At 64.4% G+C, this 21,299-nt stretch carries 20 protein-coding genes; 13 read left to right on the forward strand and 7 right to left on the reverse strand.

All coding sequences use genetic code 11. The features are described from left to right. Positions 1-79 precede the first annotated feature (79 nt). From tkt to GFS60_RS31400, 4 genes are all read left to right on the forward strand, one after another. Positions 80-2,188 carry a transketolase gene (gene tkt / locus GFS60_RS31385; RefSeq protein ID WP_159928062.1) on the forward strand — a complete coding sequence of 703 codons (2,109 nt, stop codon included), beginning with the start codon at positions 80-82 and terminating at the stop codon, positions 2,186-2,188. Positions 2,189-2,197: 9 nt separating this feature from the next. Continuing rightward, positions 2,198-3,352 (forward strand): transaldolase, encoded by a 1,155-nt coding sequence (tal, locus tag GFS60_RS31390; RefSeq protein ID WP_159928063.1) that lies wholly within the window; start codon positions 2,198-2,200, stop codon positions 3,350-3,352. 941 nt (positions 3,353-4,293) lie between these two features. Next, complete coding sequence (locus GFS60_RS31395; protein WP_159928064.1) at positions 4,294-5,517, forward strand: CaiB/BaiF CoA transferase family protein; 1,224 nt, start codon at positions 4,294-4,296, stop codon at positions 5,515-5,517. Positions 5,518-5,702: 185 nt separating this feature from the next. Further along, a complete protein-coding gene (locus tag GFS60_RS31400) occupies positions 5,703-6,239 on the forward strand; it encodes a TetR/AcrR family transcriptional regulator (RefSeq protein ID WP_159928065.1) in 537 nt (178 codons plus the stop codon). A 420-nt stretch (positions 6,240-6,659) separates the two neighbouring features. Here GFS60_RS31400 and mihF read toward each other — a convergent pair whose 3' ends face one another. Continuing rightward, positions 6,660-7,460, reverse strand: a complete 801-nt coding sequence (gene mihF / locus GFS60_RS40160) for an integration host factor, actinobacterial type (protein ID WP_328799841.1) — start codon at positions 7,458-7,460, stop codon at positions 6,660-6,662. 80 nt (positions 7,461-7,540) lie between these two features. Beyond that, complete coding sequence (locus GFS60_RS31410) at positions 7,541-7,795, reverse strand: hypothetical protein (RefSeq protein ID WP_201453687.1); 255 nt, start codon at positions 7,793-7,795, stop codon at positions 7,541-7,543. Positions 7,796-8,621: 826 nt separating this feature from the next. On the opposite strand from GFS60_RS31410, the gene GFS60_RS31415 reads away from it, so the two are divergent. After that, on the forward strand, positions 8,622-9,698 hold the full coding sequence (locus tag GFS60_RS31415) for a PDDEXK nuclease domain-containing protein (RefSeq protein WP_159928066.1): 1,077 nt from the start codon (positions 8,622-8,624) through the stop codon (positions 9,696-9,698). Positions 9,699-9,763: 65 nt separating this feature from the next. On the opposite strand, the gene GFS60_RS39435 is transcribed toward GFS60_RS31415, so the two are convergent. Continuing rightward, on the reverse strand, positions 9,764-10,348 hold the full coding sequence (locus GFS60_RS39435; RefSeq protein WP_236603586.1) for a hypothetical protein: 585 nt from the start codon (positions 10,346-10,348) through the stop codon (positions 9,764-9,766). A 133-nt stretch (positions 10,349-10,481) separates the two neighbouring features. Between GFS60_RS39435 and GFS60_RS31425 the strand changes: the two genes are divergently transcribed. From GFS60_RS31425 to GFS60_RS31435, 3 genes are all read left to right on the forward strand, one after another. Then, entirely contained in the window at positions 10,482-11,126 is a 645-nt protein-coding gene (locus GFS60_RS31425) for a superoxide dismutase family protein (RefSeq protein ID WP_159928067.1), read from the forward strand. A gap of 467 nt (positions 11,127-11,593) precedes the next feature. Next, entirely contained in the window at positions 11,594-11,812 is a 219-nt protein-coding gene (locus GFS60_RS31430; RefSeq protein WP_159928068.1) for a hypothetical protein, read from the forward strand. A 68-nt stretch (positions 11,813-11,880) separates the two neighbouring features. Continuing rightward, positions 11,881-12,087 (forward strand): hypothetical protein, encoded by a 207-nt coding sequence (locus tag GFS60_RS31435; protein ID WP_159928070.1) that lies wholly within the window; start codon positions 11,881-11,883, stop codon positions 12,085-12,087. Positions 12,088-12,309: 222 nt separating this feature from the next. Here GFS60_RS31435 and GFS60_RS31440 read toward each other — a convergent pair whose 3' ends face one another. Further along, the gene (locus GFS60_RS31440) at positions 12,310-12,951 is read right to left on the reverse strand and encodes a PAS and ANTAR domain-containing protein (protein ID WP_201453688.1); all 642 of its coding nucleotides are present in this window, start codon (positions 12,949-12,951) and stop codon (positions 12,310-12,312) included. A gap of 159 nt (positions 12,952-13,110) precedes the next feature. Between GFS60_RS31440 and GFS60_RS31445 the strand changes: the two genes are divergently transcribed. Together GFS60_RS31445 and GFS60_RS31450 are read left to right on the forward strand one after the other, a co-directional pair. After that, positions 13,111-13,866 (forward strand): GAF domain-containing protein, encoded by a 756-nt coding sequence (locus tag GFS60_RS31445; RefSeq protein ID WP_159928072.1) that lies wholly within the window; start codon positions 13,111-13,113, stop codon positions 13,864-13,866. A gap of 924 nt (positions 13,867-14,790) precedes the next feature. Next, positions 14,791-15,879 (forward strand): hypothetical protein, encoded by a 1,089-nt coding sequence (locus GFS60_RS31450; RefSeq protein WP_159928074.1) that lies wholly within the window; start codon positions 14,791-14,793, stop codon positions 15,877-15,879. A gap of 788 nt (positions 15,880-16,667) precedes the next feature. On the opposite strand, the gene GFS60_RS31460 is transcribed toward GFS60_RS31450, so the two are convergent. The 3 genes from GFS60_RS31460 to GFS60_RS31470 all read right to left on the reverse strand — a co-directional run bounded on the left by GFS60_RS31460 (position 16,668) and on the right by GFS60_RS31470 (position 18,913). Then, complete coding sequence (locus tag GFS60_RS31460; RefSeq protein WP_159928078.1) at positions 16,668-16,931, reverse strand: hypothetical protein; 264 nt, start codon at positions 16,929-16,931, stop codon at positions 16,668-16,670. A 285-nt stretch (positions 16,932-17,216) separates the two neighbouring features. Next, positions 17,217-17,873, reverse strand: a complete 657-nt coding sequence (locus GFS60_RS31465) for a response regulator (RefSeq protein WP_159928080.1) — start codon at positions 17,871-17,873, stop codon at positions 17,217-17,219. Next, on the reverse strand, positions 17,870-18,913 hold the full coding sequence (locus GFS60_RS31470; protein ID WP_159928082.1) for a sensor histidine kinase: 1,044 nt from the start codon (positions 18,911-18,913) through the stop codon (positions 17,870-17,872). Before GFS60_RS31470 ends, GFS60_RS31465 begins: the two co-directional genes overlap by 4 nt. 102 nt (positions 18,914-19,015) lie before the next feature. On the opposite strand from GFS60_RS31470, the gene GFS60_RS31475 reads away from it, so the two are divergent. Genes GFS60_RS31475 through GFS60_RS31485 form a run of 3 tightly spaced genes read left to right on the forward strand, consistent with a single transcriptional unit; the run spans position 19,016 to position 21,115 of the window. Further along, positions 19,016-19,291 (forward strand): hypothetical protein, encoded by a 276-nt coding sequence (locus GFS60_RS31475; RefSeq protein WP_159928084.1) that lies wholly within the window; start codon positions 19,016-19,018, stop codon positions 19,289-19,291. A gap of 41 nt (positions 19,292-19,332) precedes the next feature. Beyond that, a complete protein-coding gene (locus GFS60_RS31480) occupies positions 19,333-19,791 on the forward strand; it encodes a CBS domain-containing protein (protein WP_159929075.1) in 459 nt (152 codons plus the stop codon). A gap of 40 nt (positions 19,792-19,831) precedes the next feature. Further along, complete coding sequence (locus GFS60_RS31485) at positions 19,832-21,115, forward strand: SLC13 family permease (protein WP_159928086.1); 1,284 nt, start codon at positions 19,832-19,834, stop codon at positions 21,113-21,115. The last annotated feature ends 184 nt before the right edge of the window (positions 21,116-21,299 follow it).

Genomic DNA, 21,299 nt, shown 5'->3' on the forward strand with positions numbered 1-21,299 from the left:
CAGGGCGCACTGCGCTGCCACCAGCCTGGTGCGCCGTTGCACTCCGAACTCGTTCACCCATGTCAGGAGACTTCTGCCCGTGTCGATCACAGACGACATCCACGTCCTCACGCAACCGGTTCACCCAGCAGACTGGACCGAACTGGACACCAAGGCCGTCGACACCATCCGCGTACTCGCCGCGGACGCGGTGCAGAAGGTGGGTAACGGCCACCCAGGCACGGCCATGAGCCTCGCACCCCTTGCTTACACGCTCTTCCAGCGCGTCATGCGCCACGACCCCACCGACGCCGACTGGATCGGCCGCGATCGTTTCGTCCTCTCCTGTGGGCATTCGAGCCTGACGCTCTACATCCAGCTCTACCTCGCCGGCTACGGCCTCGAACTCGACGACCTGAAGCAGCTGCGCACGTGGGGCTCGAAGACCCCGGGACACCCCGAGCACGGTCACACCCGCGGCGTGGAGATCACCACCGGTCCACTCGGTCAGGGTCTGGCCTCTGCCGTCGGCATGGCGATGGCGGCTCGCCGCGAACGTGGCCTGTTCGACCCGGAGCCCGCACCCGGGGAGAGCCCGTTCGATCACCACATCTACGTCATCGCCTCCGACGGTGACATCGAAGAAGGTGTGACCTCCGAGGCGTCGTCGATCGCCGGCGTGCAGCAGCTGGGCAACCTCACCCTGATTTACGACGACAACAAGATCTCCATCGAGGACGACACCGCGATCGCCTTGTCCGAGGACACCGCCGCCCGCTACGAGGCGTACGGCTGGCACGTGCAGGTCGTCGAGGGCGGCGAGAACGTCGTCGCGATCGAGGAAGCGCTCCAGAAGGCTCGCGACGTCCTCGACCGCCCGTCAATGATCCTGCTGCGGACCATCATCGGATACCCGGCGCCCACCAAGATGAACACGGGTGCCGCCCACGGTGCGGCGCTCGGCGCCGACGAGGTTGCCGCAGTGAAGACGGCACTCGGCTTCGACCCCGACAAGACGTTCGAGGTCACCGACGAGGTCATCGCGCACACCCGCAAGGTCGTCGAGCGCGGCGCCCAGGCGCACAAGGAATGGCAGGCCGGCTTCGACGAGTGGGCTGTGCGCGCCCCCGAGGGCAAGAAGCTCCTCGACCGCCTCACCGGTCGCGACCTGCCCGCCGGCTGGGCCGACGTACTTCCGACCTGGGAGCCGGACCCCAAGGGTGTCGCCACCCGCAAGGCGTCCGCTGCGGTCCTGAACGCTGTTGGACCGGTGCTCCCGGAACTCTGGGGCGGTTCCGCCGACCTCGCCGAAAGCAACAACACCACCATCAAGGGCTCCGACTCGTTCGGCCCCGCCTCCATCTCCACGTCGATGTGGAACGCCGACCCCTACGGCCGGACCCTGCACTTCGGTGTCCGCGAGCACGCCATGGGGTCGATTCTCAACGGCATCGCCCTGCACGGGCCCACCCGCCCCTATGGCGGCACCTTCCTGGTGTTCAGCGACTACATGCGTCCCGCCGTGCGGCTTGCGGCGATCATGAAGACCCCGGTCACTTACGTCTGGACTCACGACTCCATCGGTCTCGGCGAAGACGGCCCGACCCACCAGCCGATCGAGCACCTCGCCGCGCTGCGCGCCATCCCGGGCCTGAATGTGGTGCGCCCCGGTGATGCCAACGAAACCGCCCACGCCTGGCGGGCCGTCCTCGAGAAGGGTGCCGACGAGGCGACCCGGGCGCCCTCCGGCCTGGCCTTGACTCGCCAGGATCTGCCCGTCCTCGAAGGAACCAGCTACGAGGGAGTGTCCCGTGGTGGCTACGTCCTCGCCGATGCCTCCTCCGGTGTTCCCGAGGTCATCCTGATCGGCACCGGTTCCGAACTCCAGATCGCCGTGGCCGCCCGCGAGACCCTCGAGGCCGAGGGTATTCCCACGCGGGTGGTGTCGATGCCGTGCGTCGAGTGGTTCGACGCCCAGGACGAGGCCTACCGGGACGGTGTGCTGCCTCCGACCGTCAAGGCCCGCGTCGCCGTCGAGGCCGGCATCGCGATGCCGTGGTACCGCTTCGTCGGCTCGGATGGCGAAATCGTCTCGATCGAGCACTTCGGCGCCTCTGCCGACTACAAGACCTTGTTCCGCGAGTTCGGTTTCACCGACGAAGCCGTCACCGCGGCCGCACAGCGCTCGCTCTCCCGAGTGAAGGGATAGAAAACCGTCATGACTCAGAATCCGAATCTTCAGAAGCTCTCCGAGGCCGGGGTCTCCGTGTGGCTGGACGACCTCTCGCGTGACCGCATCGAGTCCGGCAACCTGGCCGAACTCGTCGCCACCAAGAGTGTCGTCGGCGTCACCACCAACCCGTCCATCTTCCAGGCCGCGCTGAGCAAGGGCCACGTCTACGACGCGCAGGTCAACGAGCTGGCCGAGCGCGGCGCCGACGTCGAAGCCACCATCCGCACGGTCACCACCGACGACGTGCGCGCCGCCTGCGACATCCTCGCCCCGCAGTACGAGGCGAGCCACGGAGTCGACGGCCGGGTCTCCATCGAGGTGGATCCCCGGCTGGCGCACGACGCCGACAAGACCGTCGCGCAAGCGGTGGAGCTGTGGAAGATCGTCGACCGGCCCAACGTGTTCATCAAGATCCCGGCCACCGAGGCCGGCATCCCCGCCATCGCGAAGGTCATCGGCGAAGGCATCAGCGTCAACGTCACCCTGATCTTCTCGGTCGAGCGGTACGAACTCGTCATGGGCGCCTACCTCGACGGGCTCGAGGCGGCCAAGGCAGCAGGACACGACCTTTCCCGCATTCACTCGGTCGCGTCGTTCTTCGTCTCCCGCGTCGACACCGAGATCGACAAGCGACTCGAGGCGATCGGTACGCCGGAGGCACTCGAACTCCGCGGCAAGGCGGCGCTCGCCAACGCACGACTGGCGTACGCGGCCTACCAGCAGGTGTTCGAGGTCCAGCCGCGGTTCCAGGGGCTCCTGGGCGACGGCGCGCGGCCCCAGCGTCCGCTGTGGGCGTCGACGGGTGTCAAGAACCCCGACTACTCCGACACCCTGTACGTCACCGAGCTGGTGGCACCGAACACGGTGAACACCATGCCCGAGAAGACGCTCGACGCCGTCGCCGACCACGGTGACATCACCGGTGACACGGTGTCCGGCACCGGAGCCCAGTCGCAGGAGGTCTTCGACAAGATCGCCGCCGTCGGCGTCGACTTGACCGACGTCTTCCTCGTCCTCGAGAACGAGGGCGTCGACAAGTTCGAGGTGTCGTGGAACGAGCTGCTCGAGGCCACCGCGGAGCATTTAAGGACCGCATCCAGAACTCGTTCTGCCGGCGGATATCTGGTCAACTCGTTGTAGTCCTACGAAGTTGCGAACGGCATTGCTCACAATAGGGTCGGGACCTCCGGTGGCGAAGAAATCAGTGCCGCTACCAGGCTGGCGACCCGACGGCGATGGATGATCGATCCTCGCGTCCGCAACCTCGGCAACCGTCACAACAGGAGGAAGGGCCGCGATTACGCCTTCCACCATCATGTGGTCGACGACCATTCCCGATTAGCGTGCCCAGACGACCACTCTACGAACGCAAGTCGACGGTCACCGCATTGAGGGAACAGCCCGCCGGTTCTTCGCCGAGAACGGTATTGAGTGCGGGCGATGTTGGCTGACAACGTTCTTGATATCACCCCACTGCTTCCAGCCGCGCTCGGTCCGACCTCAAGCACCGCTACACGGCCCTGGAACGTCCGCAGACCAACGGGAAGGCAGAGGGAATCAGCCGGACACCGGCCGCCGAGTGGGCATACGTCCAGACGTGTCTGCCCGCCGAGGCCCGCTCGGTCATCTACCAGTCCGGGCTCCATCACTACGAGTACCACCGAACCTACAACCGGAATTTGTTGCACCCCGGCTTCAGCAGCGACTCTCGACGACCGCTCTCTATTGTGTGAAACTGGTGGCATTGTATGAATGCTATTAGGACTGTGCGGCTTTCGACGGGCGGGATCATCCTGATCTGGCCGTAGACTCGGCGATCGTTGAACCAGTCGATGTCTTCGGTGACAGCCTTCCGAGGTCATCGATCGATCCCCACGGCTCTCGATCAGGACGAGGTCAGCGTGCCTTTTCCTGCCCACTCCGCAAACGACACCCCCTTCGTGCTGCACACCAACGCGGCTGCAACCGCATCCGAGAAACTCCCTATATACGTAATCCTTCACTCTATTGCGTAGCCGATATCCATACGGGCATAATCGTTTGCACTGCCCCACCCGTAGTCACAGCGAGAAGAGGACTCAATGCAGCTCACACCAGGCGCTCTCGACGGTCTGCGCATCATTGACCTGACGACGGTGATCATGGGCCCGTTCGCCACCGCCACATTGGCAGATCTGGGGGCGGACGTCATCAAGGTGGAGAACCTCGAGGGGGACATGAGTCGAAGCGTCGGGGCTCAGCGCCACGCGGGGATGAGTGCGTTGACAATGAATTTGCAGCGAAATAAGCGCAGCATCGCGCTAGACCTCGCCTCAGAGGACGGCCAGCAGATCCTCGACGACCTGGTCCGTGACGCGGATGTGCTGGTCACCAACCTGCGGCCGCGCTCCCGCGTCAAGCTCGGCTTAACCTACGAGCGCCTGGCACAGATCAATTCTGGTCTGGTTCTGTGCACCGCCCAGGCGTACGGCTCCGGAACCGATTACCGGGATTACCCCGCCTACGACGATATTGTTCAGGCCGCCTCCGGTGCCGCTAAGCTCTCCGAACTCATTGACGGCGAACCGCGTTATGCCCCCTACGTCATCGCGGACAAGGTCGTCGGTCTCTACATCGTCATCGCCATTCTCACCGCCGCGATGGAGAAGACCCGTACCGGCCTCGGCCAGGAGGTCGACGTACCGATGGTCGACGCGATGATCGGCTTCAACCTCGTCGAGCACTTCGGTGGGCACACCTTCGCCCCCGCCGAAGGGAACTTCGGATGGGCGCGCGTGCTCACGCCGGAACGAGCCCCTCACCGGACGGCCGACGGCTGGATCTGCATCATGCCGTACTCGGCGAAGAACTGGAACGACTTCTTCACCCTAGCCGGCCGCAACGACATGGTTCATAACCCCCGCTACGCGACCGTAAACGACCGCCACCGACATATGGGCGAATTACTCTCGGCAATAGGAGAAATAACACCTCGGCGCACCACCATGGAGTGGCTGGCGCAGTGCGAATCGCTCGGCATCCCGGCCTCGGATCTGCTCGACCTTTCGAACGCGCACGAGGATCCCTATGTCCTCAGCCAAGAGCTGATCACCAGGCGCGAGCACCCCTCCGAAGGCGAGTACTACGCCACCCGCACACCATTTGCGATGTCGCGGACCCCGGTGGTCTTCAACCGACATGCCCCACAGCTCGGCGAAGATACCTTCCCGATCCTCGAGGAACTCGGCTATTCCGCCGACCGCATCCAAGCGCTGACCGATGCGTCCGTTGTCACCGCGATATCACCTACGGCCGCCTCCTCCTGAATGGAAGACCCCTACTGGGACGACCTGTGGCTACCACCGACCGAAGCGGGGTGGGAGAATCTTTGGGGTCCTCAGCAGTGCTGTGCAGGGTCCCGCTACCCGCTGTTCAAGTGCGCTCCGTTTGCAGTGTCGCCACAGCAGTGAACGACTTTGTCCGCCTACCTTTCGAATGGTGGAACCACCGAATGGCTTCCGAAACACGTACTCGGATACTCGATGGCGCCCTGCACCGATTACGGCGCGGAAGCAGCGTTGCGCTCGAATCGACGGCGCGTGAAGTCGGGATATCGAAGCCCGGGTTGATGTACTACTTTCCCACCAAGGAAGCACTAATGTTGGGGCTTGTCGATTACGTTGCCCTGCAGTGGGAGAAACAATTGATGTCCCATCTGCACGGACGGATCGAAGAAGCCTCGCCTCCCCAGCGCATCCACGCGTACGTCGATTTCGCCTTGACAAGGAATTTCGATCGCACAGACATCGTAATGCTCAGTGACCCGCGGCTATGTGAGCCGCTATCGGCACGGTGGTCCGAGCAGATCGCGCCTTGGGTTCATCTGCCGGACGAATTGTCTGCCGACCAACGTGCGAAGCTGACGGCAGCACGCTTATTGGCCGATGGGGCATGGTTTGTCGGGGCAACCAATGTCTTCACCCCCGACCATAGCGCCCGCGAGCGGTTGCGGGCGATAGCCCACGCACTCATTGAGGAAGCGTCATGAAACATGACCCTCCCACTGGGTGATCGCCTCACAAACACGCCATTGTCTTGTCGACCGTCTTCGGTGGCGGTAGCGGTGACGATGGTCAAATCGTTCAGGCTCAGGCCGGAGAGTTGCCGCGGAGCGCCCAACGCACGGCTGAGGAGGGTCATGGCAAGCCCAGAGGACGAAGCGACGGTGCCGCGCGGGTTCAGGAGCAGTTTCGCGTTATTGACAGTGGGCGATGCCCCAACTGGCCGTCGGGAAAGTGCCAGAAATCGAGTCCACCCGTAGCGGGGCCTCCCTTCAGAATCGATGCGCCCTTCCTTCGAAATGGTCGCTAAAGCAGGCTCCAGGTACAAACACAGCAACCGTGCTGTTCGTAGGGTTAATTTTGAGTAGCGACGGACTAGTGCAGTTCAGTGGCGGCCTTCGTGAGGTTCAGTTGTCACTTGCGATGAGTTCAGCCACCCGGGTCCCAATTTCGATGGTTATCGGCGCTTTCCACGACAGCCCCTCGACCTGCAACTGTGGCGTCCGAATAATGATGTCCTGCATCTCAGAGACCTCATGCTTTCCAACAGGGTCTGGATCGACCATCATGGCTCCCACGGCGTTCGCCGCCCGCAGGCGGTCCGTGTCGACGATCTTGTACCTGGGGTAGTCGCCCGTGTAGACCTTGCCCGCGCGGATGCGTTCCATCTCTGCCGGAGACGTGGCCCTGCTTCTTACGACAACGTTGACCACTTTGATGTTGTGCTCATCGGTCCACAGGCAGTCGAGTACCGAACCCTCGTCATCAGCGGAGTTCGCATTATGCGCCGGCGACAGCCCTTCTAGAAATTCCGAAATTGCCACCCCGATGGTCGAGCAGTTGAGCGCAAAACCCGCCGAAGGCCGATCATTCCCGAGGAGGTCCTTCGGGAAACGGCGGGTGGTGATCCCCCGCAAGGCATGCCGCTGCTTCGCGCTGAGGCCGCCTATCCGCTGCGCGTCGGCTATCGACAGCTGCTCGAGGATCCGAGTGGCCCACATCGCATCGGCGCCCGGAAGCGCCTTCATCACCACGCTCACCCTGGTCTTACTCACGATCGCACTGGTTTCCGCCTGCTCGAGTACGTCGGAAACCGTGAGCTCACCGGCCTGAACTGCTGCGAGAAGATTACTGCGTGCCTTCCGGATCGCGGCGGCCTTCGCCCACGCCTCCGCGCGTTCCTCGGAAGACAAGGCTGGTACGTCCATCGAAGTATGCCTCCTCATCGCTTCGATCAACAGAAACCACTCGCAAATCGACCGCTCTCACGTGTTCAGTCATTTTCGGGCTAGATTCCGGTACGCACGGGTGCACCACGCTCGACGGTGAAGTTCTCGGGTGTCGGCAAGGCCACACGCTCGTCATCTCGTGGGACCGCCGACCGAGGCACTGGAGCCCAACGGTGCACGCCTTCCTTGGTGGCCGCCACTTCGCCGTAGTCCGCGACGATCGCACTGGGCGCCGCCTCACGGAACTGGCGCAGGACCACACTGGGACAGCCCGCGTCAACGCAGTACACACCGCCTTCTCGCTTTTGGCGCATCCATCTCAACTTCCTACGGGTCGGTGTTACCAGGCGGCCGACGGCGTGACGCCTCCGCACCACTTCACCTGTGTGTCAAGATCGTTCCAAGATCGTCAGTTACTGGACCGGTGGGATAGTGGCCGCCGCGCACCGTCCGCCGCATTGCGCTTCCCTCGCCTATGGCGAATGCGACGGGGACCGCCACCGCTATCGCTATCAAGGCGATGCCTGCATCAATACCCAGCCGCATCACACCAGCAGCACAGGACACGCTTTCTCGGAAACTCATCAGTAATTGCCCTCCGTGATAGTTCGCCGCACCCGGCGCGTCCGACTGCGAACCACTTCGCCCAAAGAATATACATAAACGATTCTATTTACAAGAGATATTTTCCTGTCTAGAATATTTTACTTACATGCAGCGCAACGATTGGTATATGTTGATTCTGCCACCTCCCCCGAAGCTGGTGGCATGGCAGGGGCCTCGCCGAAGTTGTACCGCCAGTGACGCGGTGGGGCCCCTACCTTTCCATGCCGAAGCCGCGCATTGTGCGAACAGTGCTAGCACCCGGTCCGATAGCGGCGGGGTCGAGAATAACTGCCCGGCATGGTCGTGCCAGGCAGTGTTTCCAGGAACCTGAATCTAAGAACTATCGCAGATCTAGAGAATCGATTCCACACTGCACGCGGATTCGACGGACCCGGGTTCGACACCGCCATCGACGCCAACGTCTGGGTCACCAACTACGGCAGCCAGTCGATCTCGCTGTTCGACAAGCCCGGTAAAGCGCTTTCTCCTCTAACGGCTGCACCTTCGACCAGCCGGTTCCAATGGCGTCGAGCAATGTCCTCCCATGTCGCTACCGACTACGCCGCCACGCTCGAGAGCATCAAGCGGCTCGTGCATGAGGCGCGCTACATCGCCCAGCGCCGAGTGAACACCGAACTGCTCAGGCTCTATTGGCAGATCGGGGCGACGATCATCGAGCGACAGAGGACAGCCCCGTGGGGCAGCAAGGTCCTCTCCCGGCTCTCCGCGGATCTGCGCACAGAGTTTCCCGGTGCGAAGGGTTTCTCGCCGGCGAACCTCAAGTACATGCGCAGGTTCGCCGAGGCGTGGCCCGACCCCGAGGCAATCGGTCAACGACCCGTTGGCCAATTGCCCTGGGGTCATGTCATCGAGTTGCTCGAGAAGCTCGATGACGCCGAGTTACGCGACTGGTACAGCGCCAAGGACATCGCACATGGCTGGAGTCGCCCCGTGCTGGCGCACCAGATCAAGACCCAACTGCGCCAGCGAGAGGGTGCCGCCCCGTCCAACTTCCCGCACGCCCTCGAGCGCACCGATTCCGAGCTCGCTCAGCAGATCACCAAGGATCCATTCACGCTCGAGTTCCTCGCCATCGACGGGGACGCCGCCGAGCGACAACTCGAGGATCGACTCGTCGAACGCATCATCGACACCCTTCGCGAGCTCGGCCCCGGATTCGCGTTCGTGGGCCGCCAGGTCCACTTCGATGTCGAGGACGATGATTATTTTCTCGACCTACTCTTCTTTCACGTCGAGCAACTCCGGTACGTGGTCATCGAACTCAAGACCACGAAATTCGACCCACGCGACGCCGGCCAGCTCGGCTTCTACGTCGCCCTCGTCGAGGACAGACTGCGCAGGCCACAACACCAGCCCACGGTCGGGATGCTCCTGGTAGCGGACAAGAACGAGTCCGTCGTCCGGTACGCACTGGCCGGCACCACCCAGCCGATCGCCGTCTCCCGCTACGATCTCTCGCCCGCCGAGCAGGCCGCGCTCCCCGCCGAGGACGCCCTCACCCGCGCGGTCGCCCTCGAGCTCGACGACCACACCCCGCAGTCGACGAAACCCCAGCGGAACCACTCGTCACGCGATGGATCCGGTGTGTGATGTCGGACGTTCGTCTCCGATAGGGGATCCCGTTTACCCACCGCACACCGCATTTGACGTGGGTGTTAGGGCGTCCGGATCGCCCGTCGCGGCAGGGCATCGGCAGGTACGGCGAGGGCGTTTCGCTGATGGTGTCGGCGGTGACGATCATGTCGGGTTCGAGCTGTCAATGCCCGCGCGTCGGTGCCCTCCACGGTGATCGCCGCCAACCACGGGTCGTCGGGTCTGCGGAGGAACTCGGCCAGCTGCGCCGGAAGATCGCGGCGATTCCCGCCCGGGTCCGAGGGCAGCATCACCGCGGGCATGGCCGGTTCGGTGGCACGTGGTCGCTCGGCGACTGTTCTGCTGTGGTACCCGGGGTATGCGCCCCCGTCGGGCTCATCCCACAGCGGACCCTCCGCTGGTATTCCAACGGCGGGGATGCGGCCGCGGGAGGAGAGCTTGTGCCCCTGCTCGGTATTTACGGCCCCACCCGGGTGGAGTAGGCGATGTAGTGACTCGAAGGTCTCGCGGAGCTCTTTCGCGTGCTCCTTCTTCCGATCGATCACAGACTCGACCCCGTCGACCCCGTCGACCGCGTCGACCGCGTCGCTGATGCTCGCGTGCCGTCGATGTCGTCGAACAGCTCCACCACGACCGGTGCCTGCCACAGAAGATCCACTTCTCGCGTTCTTCGTCGGTACGAACCAGACGACAGTACTGGAAGTACCAGGCACAGCCCCGCCAGCTCGACAGGGCGGAAACCCGCGATTCGAAATCCCCGGTCACGGGTACTGCGACCCTATGCATCCGCTGCACAGCACCACAGTCCTCGCAGGCGTGTCCCTGACCGCCCTGATCGTCGCCGGATGCGGGAGTAACGATTCGACGGAGGAACCCGCCGTACAAACACCGCCCGCATCCTCGGAAACGAGCACCGACATGCTGCCGGTCCCCGACACGTCCGGAGGCGCCTTCCAGCCACCCGGAACCGCCCTCGCCGAAGACAACGCCTTCACCTACAACGAAGCCGCCGTCCCGGTGGGATCGACCGTGAATATCGACTCCGACGAGGACAACAGCCGCACCACCATCACACTCGACGCCACCGGCCTCGCCCCCAATCGCGACTTCGGGGTCCACGTCCACACCCAGCCGTGCGGGCCCTCCCCGGCCGATTCGGGACCGCACTACCAGAACACCGTCGACCCCGCCGCCACCCCGCAAGCATCATCGTCCGATCCCGCGTATGCCAACCCGCAGAACGAGATCTGGCTCGACATCACCACCGACCCGAGCGGCAACGCCCAGGCCTCGACGACGGTGAACTGGGAGTTCCGTCCCGGCGAAGCCAAGTCCGTGGTGGTCCACGACCAGCACACCCAGACCGGCCCCGGGCAAGCCGGCATGGCCGGTGACCGACTGGCCTGCATCGACGAGGACTTCTAACCGCACCCCCGACAGCGGCATCCACTGAGACTGTCGGCACCCGACACGGGGGGGTGCGCCGGTTCACACTCTCCGACGCAGCGACCCGAGCGCACACCACCCCGCAGCACCACGCACGGGACAAGGGTTCGGGAGGTGGGTTACGGGCTCAGACTGACCATATGGACGGTCGGCGGTCGCTCCACGAAAAAGGTGAGACGACACGCACCCGGATCGTCCGGGCAGCGGAAACACAGGCGATGCGTCGAACCGGGCGAACCATTCCTCCCACAAAATGTGTTCGAAATAGTGACCCGAGCGGGCACCGAGGACGCCGACGAGCATAACCTCCGCCGCCCCGGCCGCCGCCATGTCCGAGACCCGGCGCCCTGGTGCAGTGGGATCCCCCGGCGGATCTGGTCGTGATCGACGGTGTCACACACCCGCACACTCATCCGCGCCTCTAGTTTTGGTCCCGGACGTGGGAGGTGGCCATCGTCCGCCCCGATTACGGCGGCGTCGCGCAGGTCGTGCCAGCAGAACGGACGCACCTTCCGGTCGCCGCTATCGCCCGGACGCCGTTGGGGCACAGTGCCATGGCGGCCGTGGCCGCCGAGCCAGGTGGTGCCGGAGAAGGGCACCTGCTGCCTGCGGCACCGGCTGCGGTTGCGGTTGCGGAGCCGATGTCCCGGTTGCGGACTCAGTGAAGGTGGCGTGTGCTCAGTGGATTCGGCGAGGGACAGTACGTGGACGCGATGCGGAAGGCGGCCAGGCAATGGCTGAACCGACGTGGCCTGAACGCGACCGGCACTCCGGAATGCCGGGCCCATCTGAAGAACGCAATCCCCATCTCGGCCGCGCCCGACACGGTCCGGGTGGGCTGCTACGCCTCGCGGGCCTACTCGGTCTCGTCGGACTCGAACGTCGAAACGAGCCGACCGTGCGCACCAGCGTCGGGACCGACCCGACGAGTCGCCTCTGACCTTCCACCATGCTGATGGCCCGGCCTCGGGGCCGGGGCATCGTGTGAGCCACATGAATACTTCGCGACCCGGAGTTGCGAACGCTCACCTCGAGTAACCGCATCTCGAAGGCTGACAGCATGTTCCGCGGAAAGTCCGCGCGAGCGGACCACACCCATGAGCCTCGGCCGCAGCGGCCACTTCCACCACCGTGTGGTCACCGGCACGGCCGCGGGGAGAGGTCAGCGGCCGCGGCTGTGCACGGTCAGCAGCAGGTGATCGACCCGGCGGCGGAGCCCGCCCTCGTCAGGGTCGAGGTCGGCAAGACCGGCGACGAACGATTCGGCGATCGTGCGCAGCCGGATGTTGGTGTCCTGAGAGCGCCAGGCGAGGATATCGAACGCCCGATCCGCGGAAATGCCGTAAACCAGCATCAGCGCCCCCTTGGCCTGCTCGATCACCGCCCGTGACTGCGCGAGTTCGGCGACCACTTCATCGACGGAGTCCTTCACATCGCTGGTGTGCGAATCGGTGATATCGATGTAGAACCCGCTCGTGCCGATCACCCGGCCGGTGTCATCGTGCACACGGTCACCGACGACGACGACGTGCCGGACCTTGCCGGCGGTATCGACAATGCGGTGTTTGCTGCTGAACGGTTCGGCGTCGGTGACCATCCGATCGAGAACCCGGGCGACCTGCGGATGGTCCTCGGGATGCTTGTGCGAGAGCAACAACTCGGTGGTCGGCTCGACCTCACCCGGCCGGTACCCGTGCATGCGGGCGACGGTGTCGGACCACTCCCACCGCTGGCCGGCGAGAAGGAACCGGAAACTACCCACCCGCTGCGGCTCACCACCACCGACCACCTGCTCGGAATTCACGCTTATTTCTAGCGCATCAGTAGCGGAAGGATTGCGAGGTGTCCCCGCCGGGTGTCGCCGGCCGAGGCAGCGAGTGCACCTCTACGGAGGTTCGTGGCGTGAGCCGCGTGCTGTTTGCGGTCGCTGTTTGCGGTCGCGCTGCCGGGGAAAGTGTGGGAAATGAGCGCCGAACAGAACCCCGCTCGTCTCGACGACGATCACACGGTGTCCGTGCTCACCCGCACTCGTACCCTGTGCGGGCAATGCTCGGACGACATCGGTGTCGACGGCGCGGCCGTCGCGGTAGTAGCCAGCGACACCAGTCGGGACCTGGTGTACGCCACCGACATCACCGCCGAACGGATCGATGAACTCGAGTTCACCCTGGGTGAGGGCCCCGGCCTTACCGCGTATCGCTCCTCGGTGCCCGAATCACACTCCGATCTGACGGATCCCGCCGCAGTGACACGGTGGCCGATGTTCGTCCCCGAGATACTCGACCTCGGCGTTCGCGCCGTCTTCGCCTTTCCACTCCGTTTGTTCAACGGTGCCCGCATCGGTGTCCTCGAGCTCTATCGCACCCAGCCCGGCCGGCTCGACGCCCAGCACTATCGGGCCGCGGCCGGCTACGCCGCTGCCCTCGGCCCGATGGTGGTCGATGAACTCGATCCCACGCGCAACCCGACGCTGGTCGATCCCGCCCTGTTTCCGCGCGGCACAGTGCACGTGGCCGCCGGAATGATGGCCGTCCAGCTTCGGGTCTCTCCTGCCGCTGCCCTCGCCCGACTGCGGGCGATGGCGTTCGCGCAACACCGCAGGATCACGGTCATCGCCAGGACATCCTCGCCGCCCGACTCAGGTTGCGCCCCGAGGATCCCGGCGGCAACTGAACTTCACCGACGGCATCGCAGTTTCACGCACCCTTGCTGGGACTGATCGGACGGAACCACTTCATGCGGATCCACGGCAGCGACCGCTGTCGCGACATGACCCCCCTTCGTCCTACACGTAGCTGACCTCGACCTCTCTGGCCTGGCGCGCATCCAATGCTGTCCCGAGTGACACGAAACCTGCAAAATGACACGCGCGTGACACGATATTTGGACAGTGAAACGGATTCTCTTCATGGTTGAAATTTGTCTCATCGGCCACTTCAGCTGCGTCACCACGGGGCTCCACCGGATCAGTCCTGGGCCACCCTGCGACACAAAGAGCGACGAACTCGCCACCTTACTCGCCGCCAAGTCTCGCGAATGCCAACTGTCTCATCGACTCGACGACACTGCGATCGCCGTCTTGCACTAGGGCGACACACTGCTGCACCGAGACCTCGGCCACCGCGATCAACTCGTCGCTCACCGCGGCCACGCCCTGATGGCAAGCCCGTCCAGCCGAGTGAGGCGACGTCTCACGGTGCAGTCCCTCGCTGACCAGCCTCGGCGCCAGAGTCTGGATGTCTCATGAGACATGCAAATTCTGGAGAACACCGCTTTGCCGAACCTACAAAACTGGTGTAGGTTCCACGTCTCGGTGTCAGTCCTCTGCGCACCTGACCTGCAGGTTCATAAGGTCGTGCCAGTGCTTGATTCTCGCTAACTTGTCGAAATCCTCAGCCCGGTCGCTGTCCCGTAAAACGATCGATCACCCGCCGATTGATGGTCGGTTTGCCCGGATGGGTCGATTGGCAGGTGTATACCGACCACGCCAGATCCCGACGACTGCGCCCGGTCGTGTCGAAGGTGCATTCTCGGACGCTAGTGGAGGTGTCTCCCGGACCGAGCCAGCGGAGATCCGCAGCGCTGATCGACTCGAACTCACTGCCTGGAGTTTGGGGGCAGTCCGGACGGGTACGCGTAGGCGGTGAAGGCGAACGAGCACCTGCAACCCGATGCAGCGAGTGAGCAGGTCTCGGTGCTGTTGATCGCGGATCCGGGTGAACCAGCTGCTCTCGCGGAACGCATCGCGGAGTACCTACCGGGACGCCTGCGTAGCCCTGACCGGCTCGAGCGCCGGTGGACGACGTGCGTGCGCCAGAAGCCCTACCTCGCAGACGAGCAAGCGAACTTCGCAGATGTCATCGACGCGGTCGATCCGTCCTCCGAGGAGGAGGACATCGTCGTGTACCTCACCGATCTACCGCGCCGCGAGGACACCCTGCCGGTGGTGGCCGACGTCAGCGCCGACCACCTGTTTGCGCTCATTTCCGTCGCCGGAGTAGGCGGCGTCCACATCGCGCACCGCGTCCGCTCCGTCACCGAACTCGCGATCGCCCGTATCCTCGATGAACCGGAACTTACGCCGCCTGGCGCGGCGCGACGGTTCCCGTGTGTGCAGATCGAGGACGGCATCCGGTACTTTGCGCCCTCGGGATTGCGGCGACTGCGACTGCTGTCGGGGATGGTGCGGGCCAACCGGCCGTGGCGACTGGTCACCGGACTGTCGAAGGTGCTCGTCGGCGCCTTCGCCACGGGCGCTATCGCACTGGCCACGAACACGATCTGGTTGTTCGCCGACACGATGGGTCCGTGGCGTATGAGTGCGGCGACGATCCTGTCGATCGTGGCGATGATTCTCTGGCTGATCCTTGACCACGAACTATGGGAGCGGCCGAAGTCGCCGGCCGAGCGGGATCGTTCGGTGCTGTACAACACCGCGACCGTGGTCACCCTGGTCATCGGCGTGATCGTCCTGCACGTGGCCCTGTTCTGCCTGCTGCTGTTCACCGCGTGTCTCACTCTTCCCCCGGAACTGCTGTCCCGCATCCTCGGACACGGGGTGAACTTCTCCGACTACCTCACGCTCACCTGGCTACTGGCGTCCATCGCGACCATCGGTGGAGCGCTCGGGTCGGGTCTCGAAGACGACGCCGCCGTCAAGGAGGCGGCGTACGGGATCCGGCAGCGGCAACGCCTCGAGGAGACACGACAGCCGTCGAATGAGGCGGGATGACCTTCGCCGGCGAAGCTGCACGCCTCAGCCCTGGTGATTCATCGGGATGTTCATCGATACCCGTCGAACCGGCAAACCGTGAACGACTTGATAAGGATCCACGGCAGCGACCGTTGTCGCGACAGGACCGCCGTCGTCCTGCACGTACCTGACCTCGACCTCACTGGTCCTGGGCACGCATCCAGTGTTGTCCCGAGTGACACCAAACCTGGAAAGTGACACGCGAGTGACATGAAATTTGGAAAGTGACACCGCTTCTCTTCATGGTTGAGATCTGTCTCATCGGCCGCTTCAGCTGCGCCACCACGGGGACCCACCGGATCAGTCCCGAGACACCCGCGTCGCTGCCTGCGCGCAAGAGCGATGAACTCGCACCTTCCGCGCCGCCAAGACTCGCGAATGCCAACTGCCCCATCGACTCGACGCCGCTGCGATCGCAGCCTGCACCAGGGCGGCACACTGCTGTACCGAGGCCTCGGCCACCGCGGTCAACTCGTCGCCCTCGGCGCTCACCGCGCCGTTCCTCTGCATGGACACGCCGGTGGAGCCACGCCGCGATCGTTGGTACCTGGATGGCCGCCAAGACCTCCTTCATCGAGCGACTGGCATCCCTCACGGCGGGGCACTCCTGGCCCGCCCGCACGGAACGCCGACCGAATGGTGGCCAACCCTGTGCGGAACCTGTTGTGGCAATCCGCGTCCCGGTCCAGGACGCGCCCGCATCAGACACAGTGGATCGGCGTGCCGAAACTCGTTCGGTAGATCCGTAGGACACGGAGGTATACAGCTCAAGCGGCGGTGTCGATCGGCGCCGTGTCGACCGAACCATGGTCCGAATCCGCATCGACCATTCGCCACTCGGCCCGCTGTTCATACTCGTCAGCTGTGATGGTTCCAGCCACATAGTCGGCCAGGTCCGCGATCTCGCCGCGGCTCGCATCGCTTGGCGGATCATCAGCCAGTGCCTGCGACAGCTCCCACCGCTGCGACTGAGTCAGTGGTTCCCACAACTCCGGCCAACGCCTCGCGTACACGCACGGCTTCCACACCATCGGGACCTCTCCGCCCCCCCGGTTCGGCACTCGCCGCACTCTCTGAACATGTAATTACCCTGGCTGGGCGGCGCGCGTCTACACCACAACCCGAACATTAAGGAAACGCTCAGCTATGCGGCGCCAGCGCGCCGGGATCTCGGCCACACCACCGGCCGAAACGTGCATGCCACCAAGCGCGCCCAGCGCGAGCGCGGCGGCGCCGGCGGCCCCCCGGTCCGGACACGCCGTCCGCATGACCCCCGGGGGAGTGTAGCCAAGCGGTTGCCTCGATTCGCCTGTCGTTTACGGTTCGATCAGTCCGGCGCGGATCGCGTAACGAGTCAACGCGAGTCGGTCCCGCAGTCCGAGTTTCTGCAGAATGTTCGCGCGGTGCCGGTCGACTGTCTTGGCACTGATGCTCAGGGTGTGCGCGATCTCCCGGGTGGTGTCGCCCTCCGCGATCAGTTTCAGTATTTCCTCCTCACGGGGCGTCAAAATGGTGGCCGGCAGTGATTCTCCGGTCCGGTCCCGGTGCAGGTAGTCGCGGATGAGGGCGGTCACCGCACCGGGGTAGAGGAATGGCTCCCCTCGCAGGGTGGCCCTGCAGGCCTCGAGGAGGTCGCGGTCGGCCACAGATTTGAGCACGTAACCGGACGCGCCGGCCTTGAGTGCTTCGAAGAAGTACTGCTCGTTGTCGTACATCGACAAAATGAGGATCCGAACCTGTGGGTGGGACCGGTTGATCTCTCGCGCTGCTTGCAGCCCCGTCATCCGCGGCATCGCGATGTCCAGAATCGCAAGGTCGACCAGGGTGTCGTCGAGCGCACCGATTGCCTCATATCCATTTGCGGCCTCGACCACCACCTGGAGGTCCGGCTCGGCATCGAGGATCATCCGCAGACCGCTCCGCACCATTGCATGATCGTCGGCGAGCAGTATGCGAGCACCTCGACCATTCATCGCACGCTCGATTCCACGCGCAAGGGGACGACCAGCCGAACCTTCGTGCCCTCACCGGACGGCGAGTCGATGCCGAGCGTGGCGCCGACCAGCAGGGCACGTTCGCGCATCCCCTTGATCCCTGCCCCGTCGGCGACGACGCCGCCCTTGCCGTCGTCCACGATGCACAACGTCAGGTGATCGTCGGCGACGTGCAGGTCCAGGTGCACTTCCTGAGCCCCGGCGTGGCGGGCGATATTGGTCAAGGCCTCCTGCGCGACGCGGTAGCAGACCAGCTCGATGTTCGGATCCAGGCGGGCGAGCCTGGGGTAGATGTGTCTGACGACATCAATCCGCGTCGCCTGCGTGAACTCACTGCACAGGGCGTTGAGTGCGCTGTGCAGTCCGAGGTCCTCGAGCACGTCGGGGCGCAACCGGCTGGCGATGCCCCGGACCTCGTCGAGGCTGGCGCGCACCGCCTCCTGGGCGTGGTGAAGGTCGCCGCGCAGCTCGATCGGCGCCTTGTCGACCGCGCGTTTGAGGGCGAGTAGAGCCACGGTGAGGCTTTGGCCGATCTCATCGTGCAGCTCCCGCGCAATCCGCGCTCGCTCACCTTCCTGCGCTGCGAGTGCCGACCCGGTCGCCGAACTCCGTTCGGTTTCGAGCCGGTCCAGCATGGCGTTGAACGAGGCGATGAGATCGTGCAGATCGCCGTTCCCGCGATCGTCGAGGCGGTCGCTACGGTGTGGCGGATCCACCCGGCCCATCGAGCGGGCGAGGTCGTCCAACGGGGCGAGGCTCGAGCGCAACAGAAACGCGTTGGCAGCGAGGATCACAGCCAGCCCCACCACGAGCACCGGTATCTCGGTCAACCTGATGCGGGCCGACACCGTCGCCGGTGACAGCGCGAGCGCGAGGGTTCCGAGGGTGAAGACCAGTCCGTTGATCACGAAGAGTCGCCGGAACAGCGCCCCGGCGGGTGTCCGTGTCCGCCCCCGAAACCTGCTCACGACCGATACGCGAGGGTTCACCCCACCAGAGTGACCGCACAACGACGGCATTGTCCATACATGTCGCTGCCCCACAGAAATGGGTGTCGCACCCCATTGTGACGGGATCGATCGTCCGCACAGACTGAGGTTCATCTCCAGCAGGGAGGTGCTATGCAGATCGATCGGACGACGGTCCCGGGCAAGGGTGTGCTGCATCAGCTCGTCACCCGCGCCGGCGGTCGACTCTGCCTGCTGGTCGATGCCCACAGCACTCGGCACGTGCTCCTCTACGACGAATCCGATCGCGACGTACCGGCCCGGTCGATCGTTCTGGAACCCGACGAGGCCGATCAGCTGGCCGAGATCCTGCACAGTCGGCCGATCACCGATCGGCTCGCCGCGGTGGAACGGCAGGTCGGCGAACTGATGCGAGAACGAGGACGATGATGATGACGACCAGTTCAGCCTGCACGCAACGGAACGAAGCCATGCAAGCACACGAGATCGCGGTGAGCCCACCCACCGTTCGGAGGAATGATCCGGTGTCGAATGCGGTCCGGCTGATGGTCGTCAACCGGCTGCCGGGGCTGATCGTCGTCGACGACGCGGACCGTCCGATCGCCGTGCTACCGGGTACACAGGTGCTGCGGCTCGCCATTCCCGAGTCGTATCAGGACGACCCCGCGCTGGTCCGCACCATCGACGAAATGCACGCCGACCTGTTCTGGCGGGAGGCCGGCCGGCTGACCGTCGGTGACTGCCTGCCCGATCCCATTGCCAAGCCGACCAGTGTGCCTCCGGAGGCGACGCTGCTCGAGATCGCCACCGTCATGGCGAAGAAGCACAGCCCCCTGATTGCCGTGGTCGACCCGGCCGGCAAGCTGGTCGGCGCGGTAACGCTGGAGCGGCTTCTGACCAGCCTGGCGGTGGCCGGGCCCGGTGACTGATCCCGAACCAGCAGACCCGGTCGCGACGACAGGTTGAGCGATGGCCCCCGTACTCGCATTGTTGATCTTCGTCGGGTCTCTCTGGTTCATCGCGACCGAGCGTGCACACAAGGTCAAAACGGTCCTCGTCGCCGCGGCCCTGATGGCGGTGCTCGGGCTGATCCCTGGGGAGCAGGTGTTCTATTCCGAGCATGAGGGGATCGCCTGGAACGTCATCTTCCTGCTGTTCGGGATGATGGTCATCGTCGGGGTGATCAAGCAGACCGGTGTGTTCGACTATCTGGGTATCTGGGCGGCGAAACGGTCCCGCGGCAAACCCTTCCGGCTCATGGTTCTGCTGATGTTGATCACGGCCATCGCATCGCCGGTTCTCGACAACGTCACCATCATCATGCTCATTGCACCGGTGACCATCGTCGTGTGCGCGCGCCTGCGCATCGACCCGCGGCCCTATCTGATCGCCGAAGTGCTCGCCTCGAACATCGGCGGCGCCGCCACCTTGATCGGGGATCCGCCGAACATCATCATCGGAAGCCGGGCAGGCCTCACGTTCAACGACTTTCTCATTCACATGGCTCCTGCCGTGATCGTGATCTTTGCCCTGTTCGTGGTTTCCACCAGGGTGCTGTTCCGCTCCGCGCTGCGCACCGACGAGGTGCACCTGGGCAAGGTGATGGCCCTGCAGGAACGACGCGCGATCAAGGACACCCGGCTGCTGATGCGGTCGCTGGCGGTGCTCGGTCTCGTCATCATCGGATTCGGGCTGCACTCGGTGCTGCATGTCGAGCCGTCGATCGTTGCTCTCGTCGGGGCCGGCGCAATGCTGGTGGTGACCGATATCGACGTGGCCGAAGTACTGCCCGAAGTGGACTGGGCGACCCTGGTCTTCTTCATCGGATTGTTCGTGATGGTCGCCGGCCTGGTGCACACCGGCATTGTCGAAGCCGTCGGCACTGCCGCCGTCTCAACGTTCGGCGACAACTATTTTTCGGCTGCCACCTCGCTGATCTTCGGATCCGCGATCCTCGGCGCGTTCATCGACAACATCCCCTACACCGCGACAATGGCCCCCGTCGTCGAGGGCATGGCCGGTCAGGCGCCGGACGCCGAAACCGGCCGTGCGCTGTGGTGGGCCTTCGCTCTCGGCGCATGCTTCGGCGGCAACGGCACGGCAGTCGCCGCCAGTGCCAACGTCGTCGCGATCGGTATCGCACACCGCGCAGGGCATCCCATCACCTTCTGGCATTTCACCAAGTACGGAATAATCGTCACCCTGCTGAGTACCACCCTGGCATGGGGGTACGTGTGGCTCCGCTACTTCTGACCACGGGCCCCGGGAGGTGGTCGCCGACTATTACCGGATTCGATGATGGACTACGACGGAGCCGCCGCACGGCCCAACCTCCGCCCCCGTGTCATCCACGCTCCGATCACCGCAGCTGGGCGTAATCTGCTCGACGAACGCTCGGATCGAGAGTGCCGCCGGGCGAAAGGAGTGAAAGAGCCTC

Source organism: Rhodococcus sp. WAY2 (assembly GCF_009859915.1).
GTDB classification, from domain to species: Bacteria; Actinomycetota; Actinomycetes; order Mycobacteriales; family Mycobacteriaceae; genus Rhodococcus_F; species Rhodococcus_F oxybenzonivorans.

Excerpts from the sequence above, each read along its gene's own strand:
- GFS60_RS31400 (WP_159928065.1), top strand. The coding sequence starts at position 5,703 with ATGGCTTCCGAAACACGTACTCGGATACTCGATGGCGCCCTGCACCGA.
- GFS60_RS31480 (WP_159929075.1), top strand. The coding sequence starts at position 19,333 with ATGCAAGCACACGAGATCGCGGTGAGCCCACCCACCGTTCGGAGGAAT.
- GFS60_RS31445 (WP_159928072.1), top strand. The coding sequence starts at position 13,111 with ATGAGCGCCGAACAGAACCCCGCTCGTCTCGACGACGATCACACGGTG.
- GFS60_RS31435 (WP_159928070.1), top strand. The coding sequence starts at position 11,881 with ATGGCTGAACCGACGTGGCCTGAACGCGACCGGCACTCCGGAATGCCG.
- mihF (WP_328799841.1), bottom strand. The coding sequence starts at position 7,460 with ATGGACGTACCAGCCTTGTCTTCCGAGGAACGCGCGGAGGCGTGGGCG.
- GFS60_RS31475 (WP_159928084.1), top strand. The coding sequence starts at position 19,016 with ATGCAGATCGATCGGACGACGGTCCCGGGCAAGGGTGTGCTGCATCAG.
- GFS60_RS31410 (WP_201453687.1), bottom strand. The coding sequence starts at position 7,795 with ATGCGCCAAAAGCGAGAAGGCGGTGTGTACTGCGTTGACGCGGGCTGT.
- tal (WP_159928063.1), top strand. The coding sequence starts at position 2,198 with ATGACTCAGAATCCGAATCTTCAGAAGCTCTCCGAGGCCGGGGTCTCC.
- GFS60_RS31415 (WP_159928066.1), top strand. The coding sequence starts at position 8,622 with ATGTCCTCCCATGTCGCTACCGACTACGCCGCCACGCTCGAGAGCATC.
- GFS60_RS31425 (WP_159928067.1), top strand. The coding sequence starts at position 10,482 with ATGCATCCGCTGCACAGCACCACAGTCCTCGCAGGCGTGTCCCTGACC.
- GFS60_RS31395 (WP_159928064.1), top strand. The coding sequence starts at position 4,294 with ATGCAGCTCACACCAGGCGCTCTCGACGGTCTGCGCATCATTGACCTG.
- GFS60_RS31460 (WP_159928078.1), bottom strand. The coding sequence starts at position 16,931 with ATGGTGTGGAAGCCGTGCGTGTACGCGAGGCGTTGGCCGGAGTTGTGG.
- GFS60_RS31470 (WP_159928082.1), bottom strand. The coding sequence starts at position 18,913 with ATGCCGTCGTTGTGCGGTCACTCTGGTGGGGTGAACCCTCGCGTATCG.
- GFS60_RS31465 (WP_159928080.1), bottom strand. The coding sequence starts at position 17,873 with ATGAATGGTCGAGGTGCTCGCATACTGCTCGCCGACGATCATGCAATG.
- GFS60_RS31485 (WP_159928086.1), top strand. The coding sequence starts at position 19,832 with ATGGCCCCCGTACTCGCATTGTTGATCTTCGTCGGGTCTCTCTGGTTC.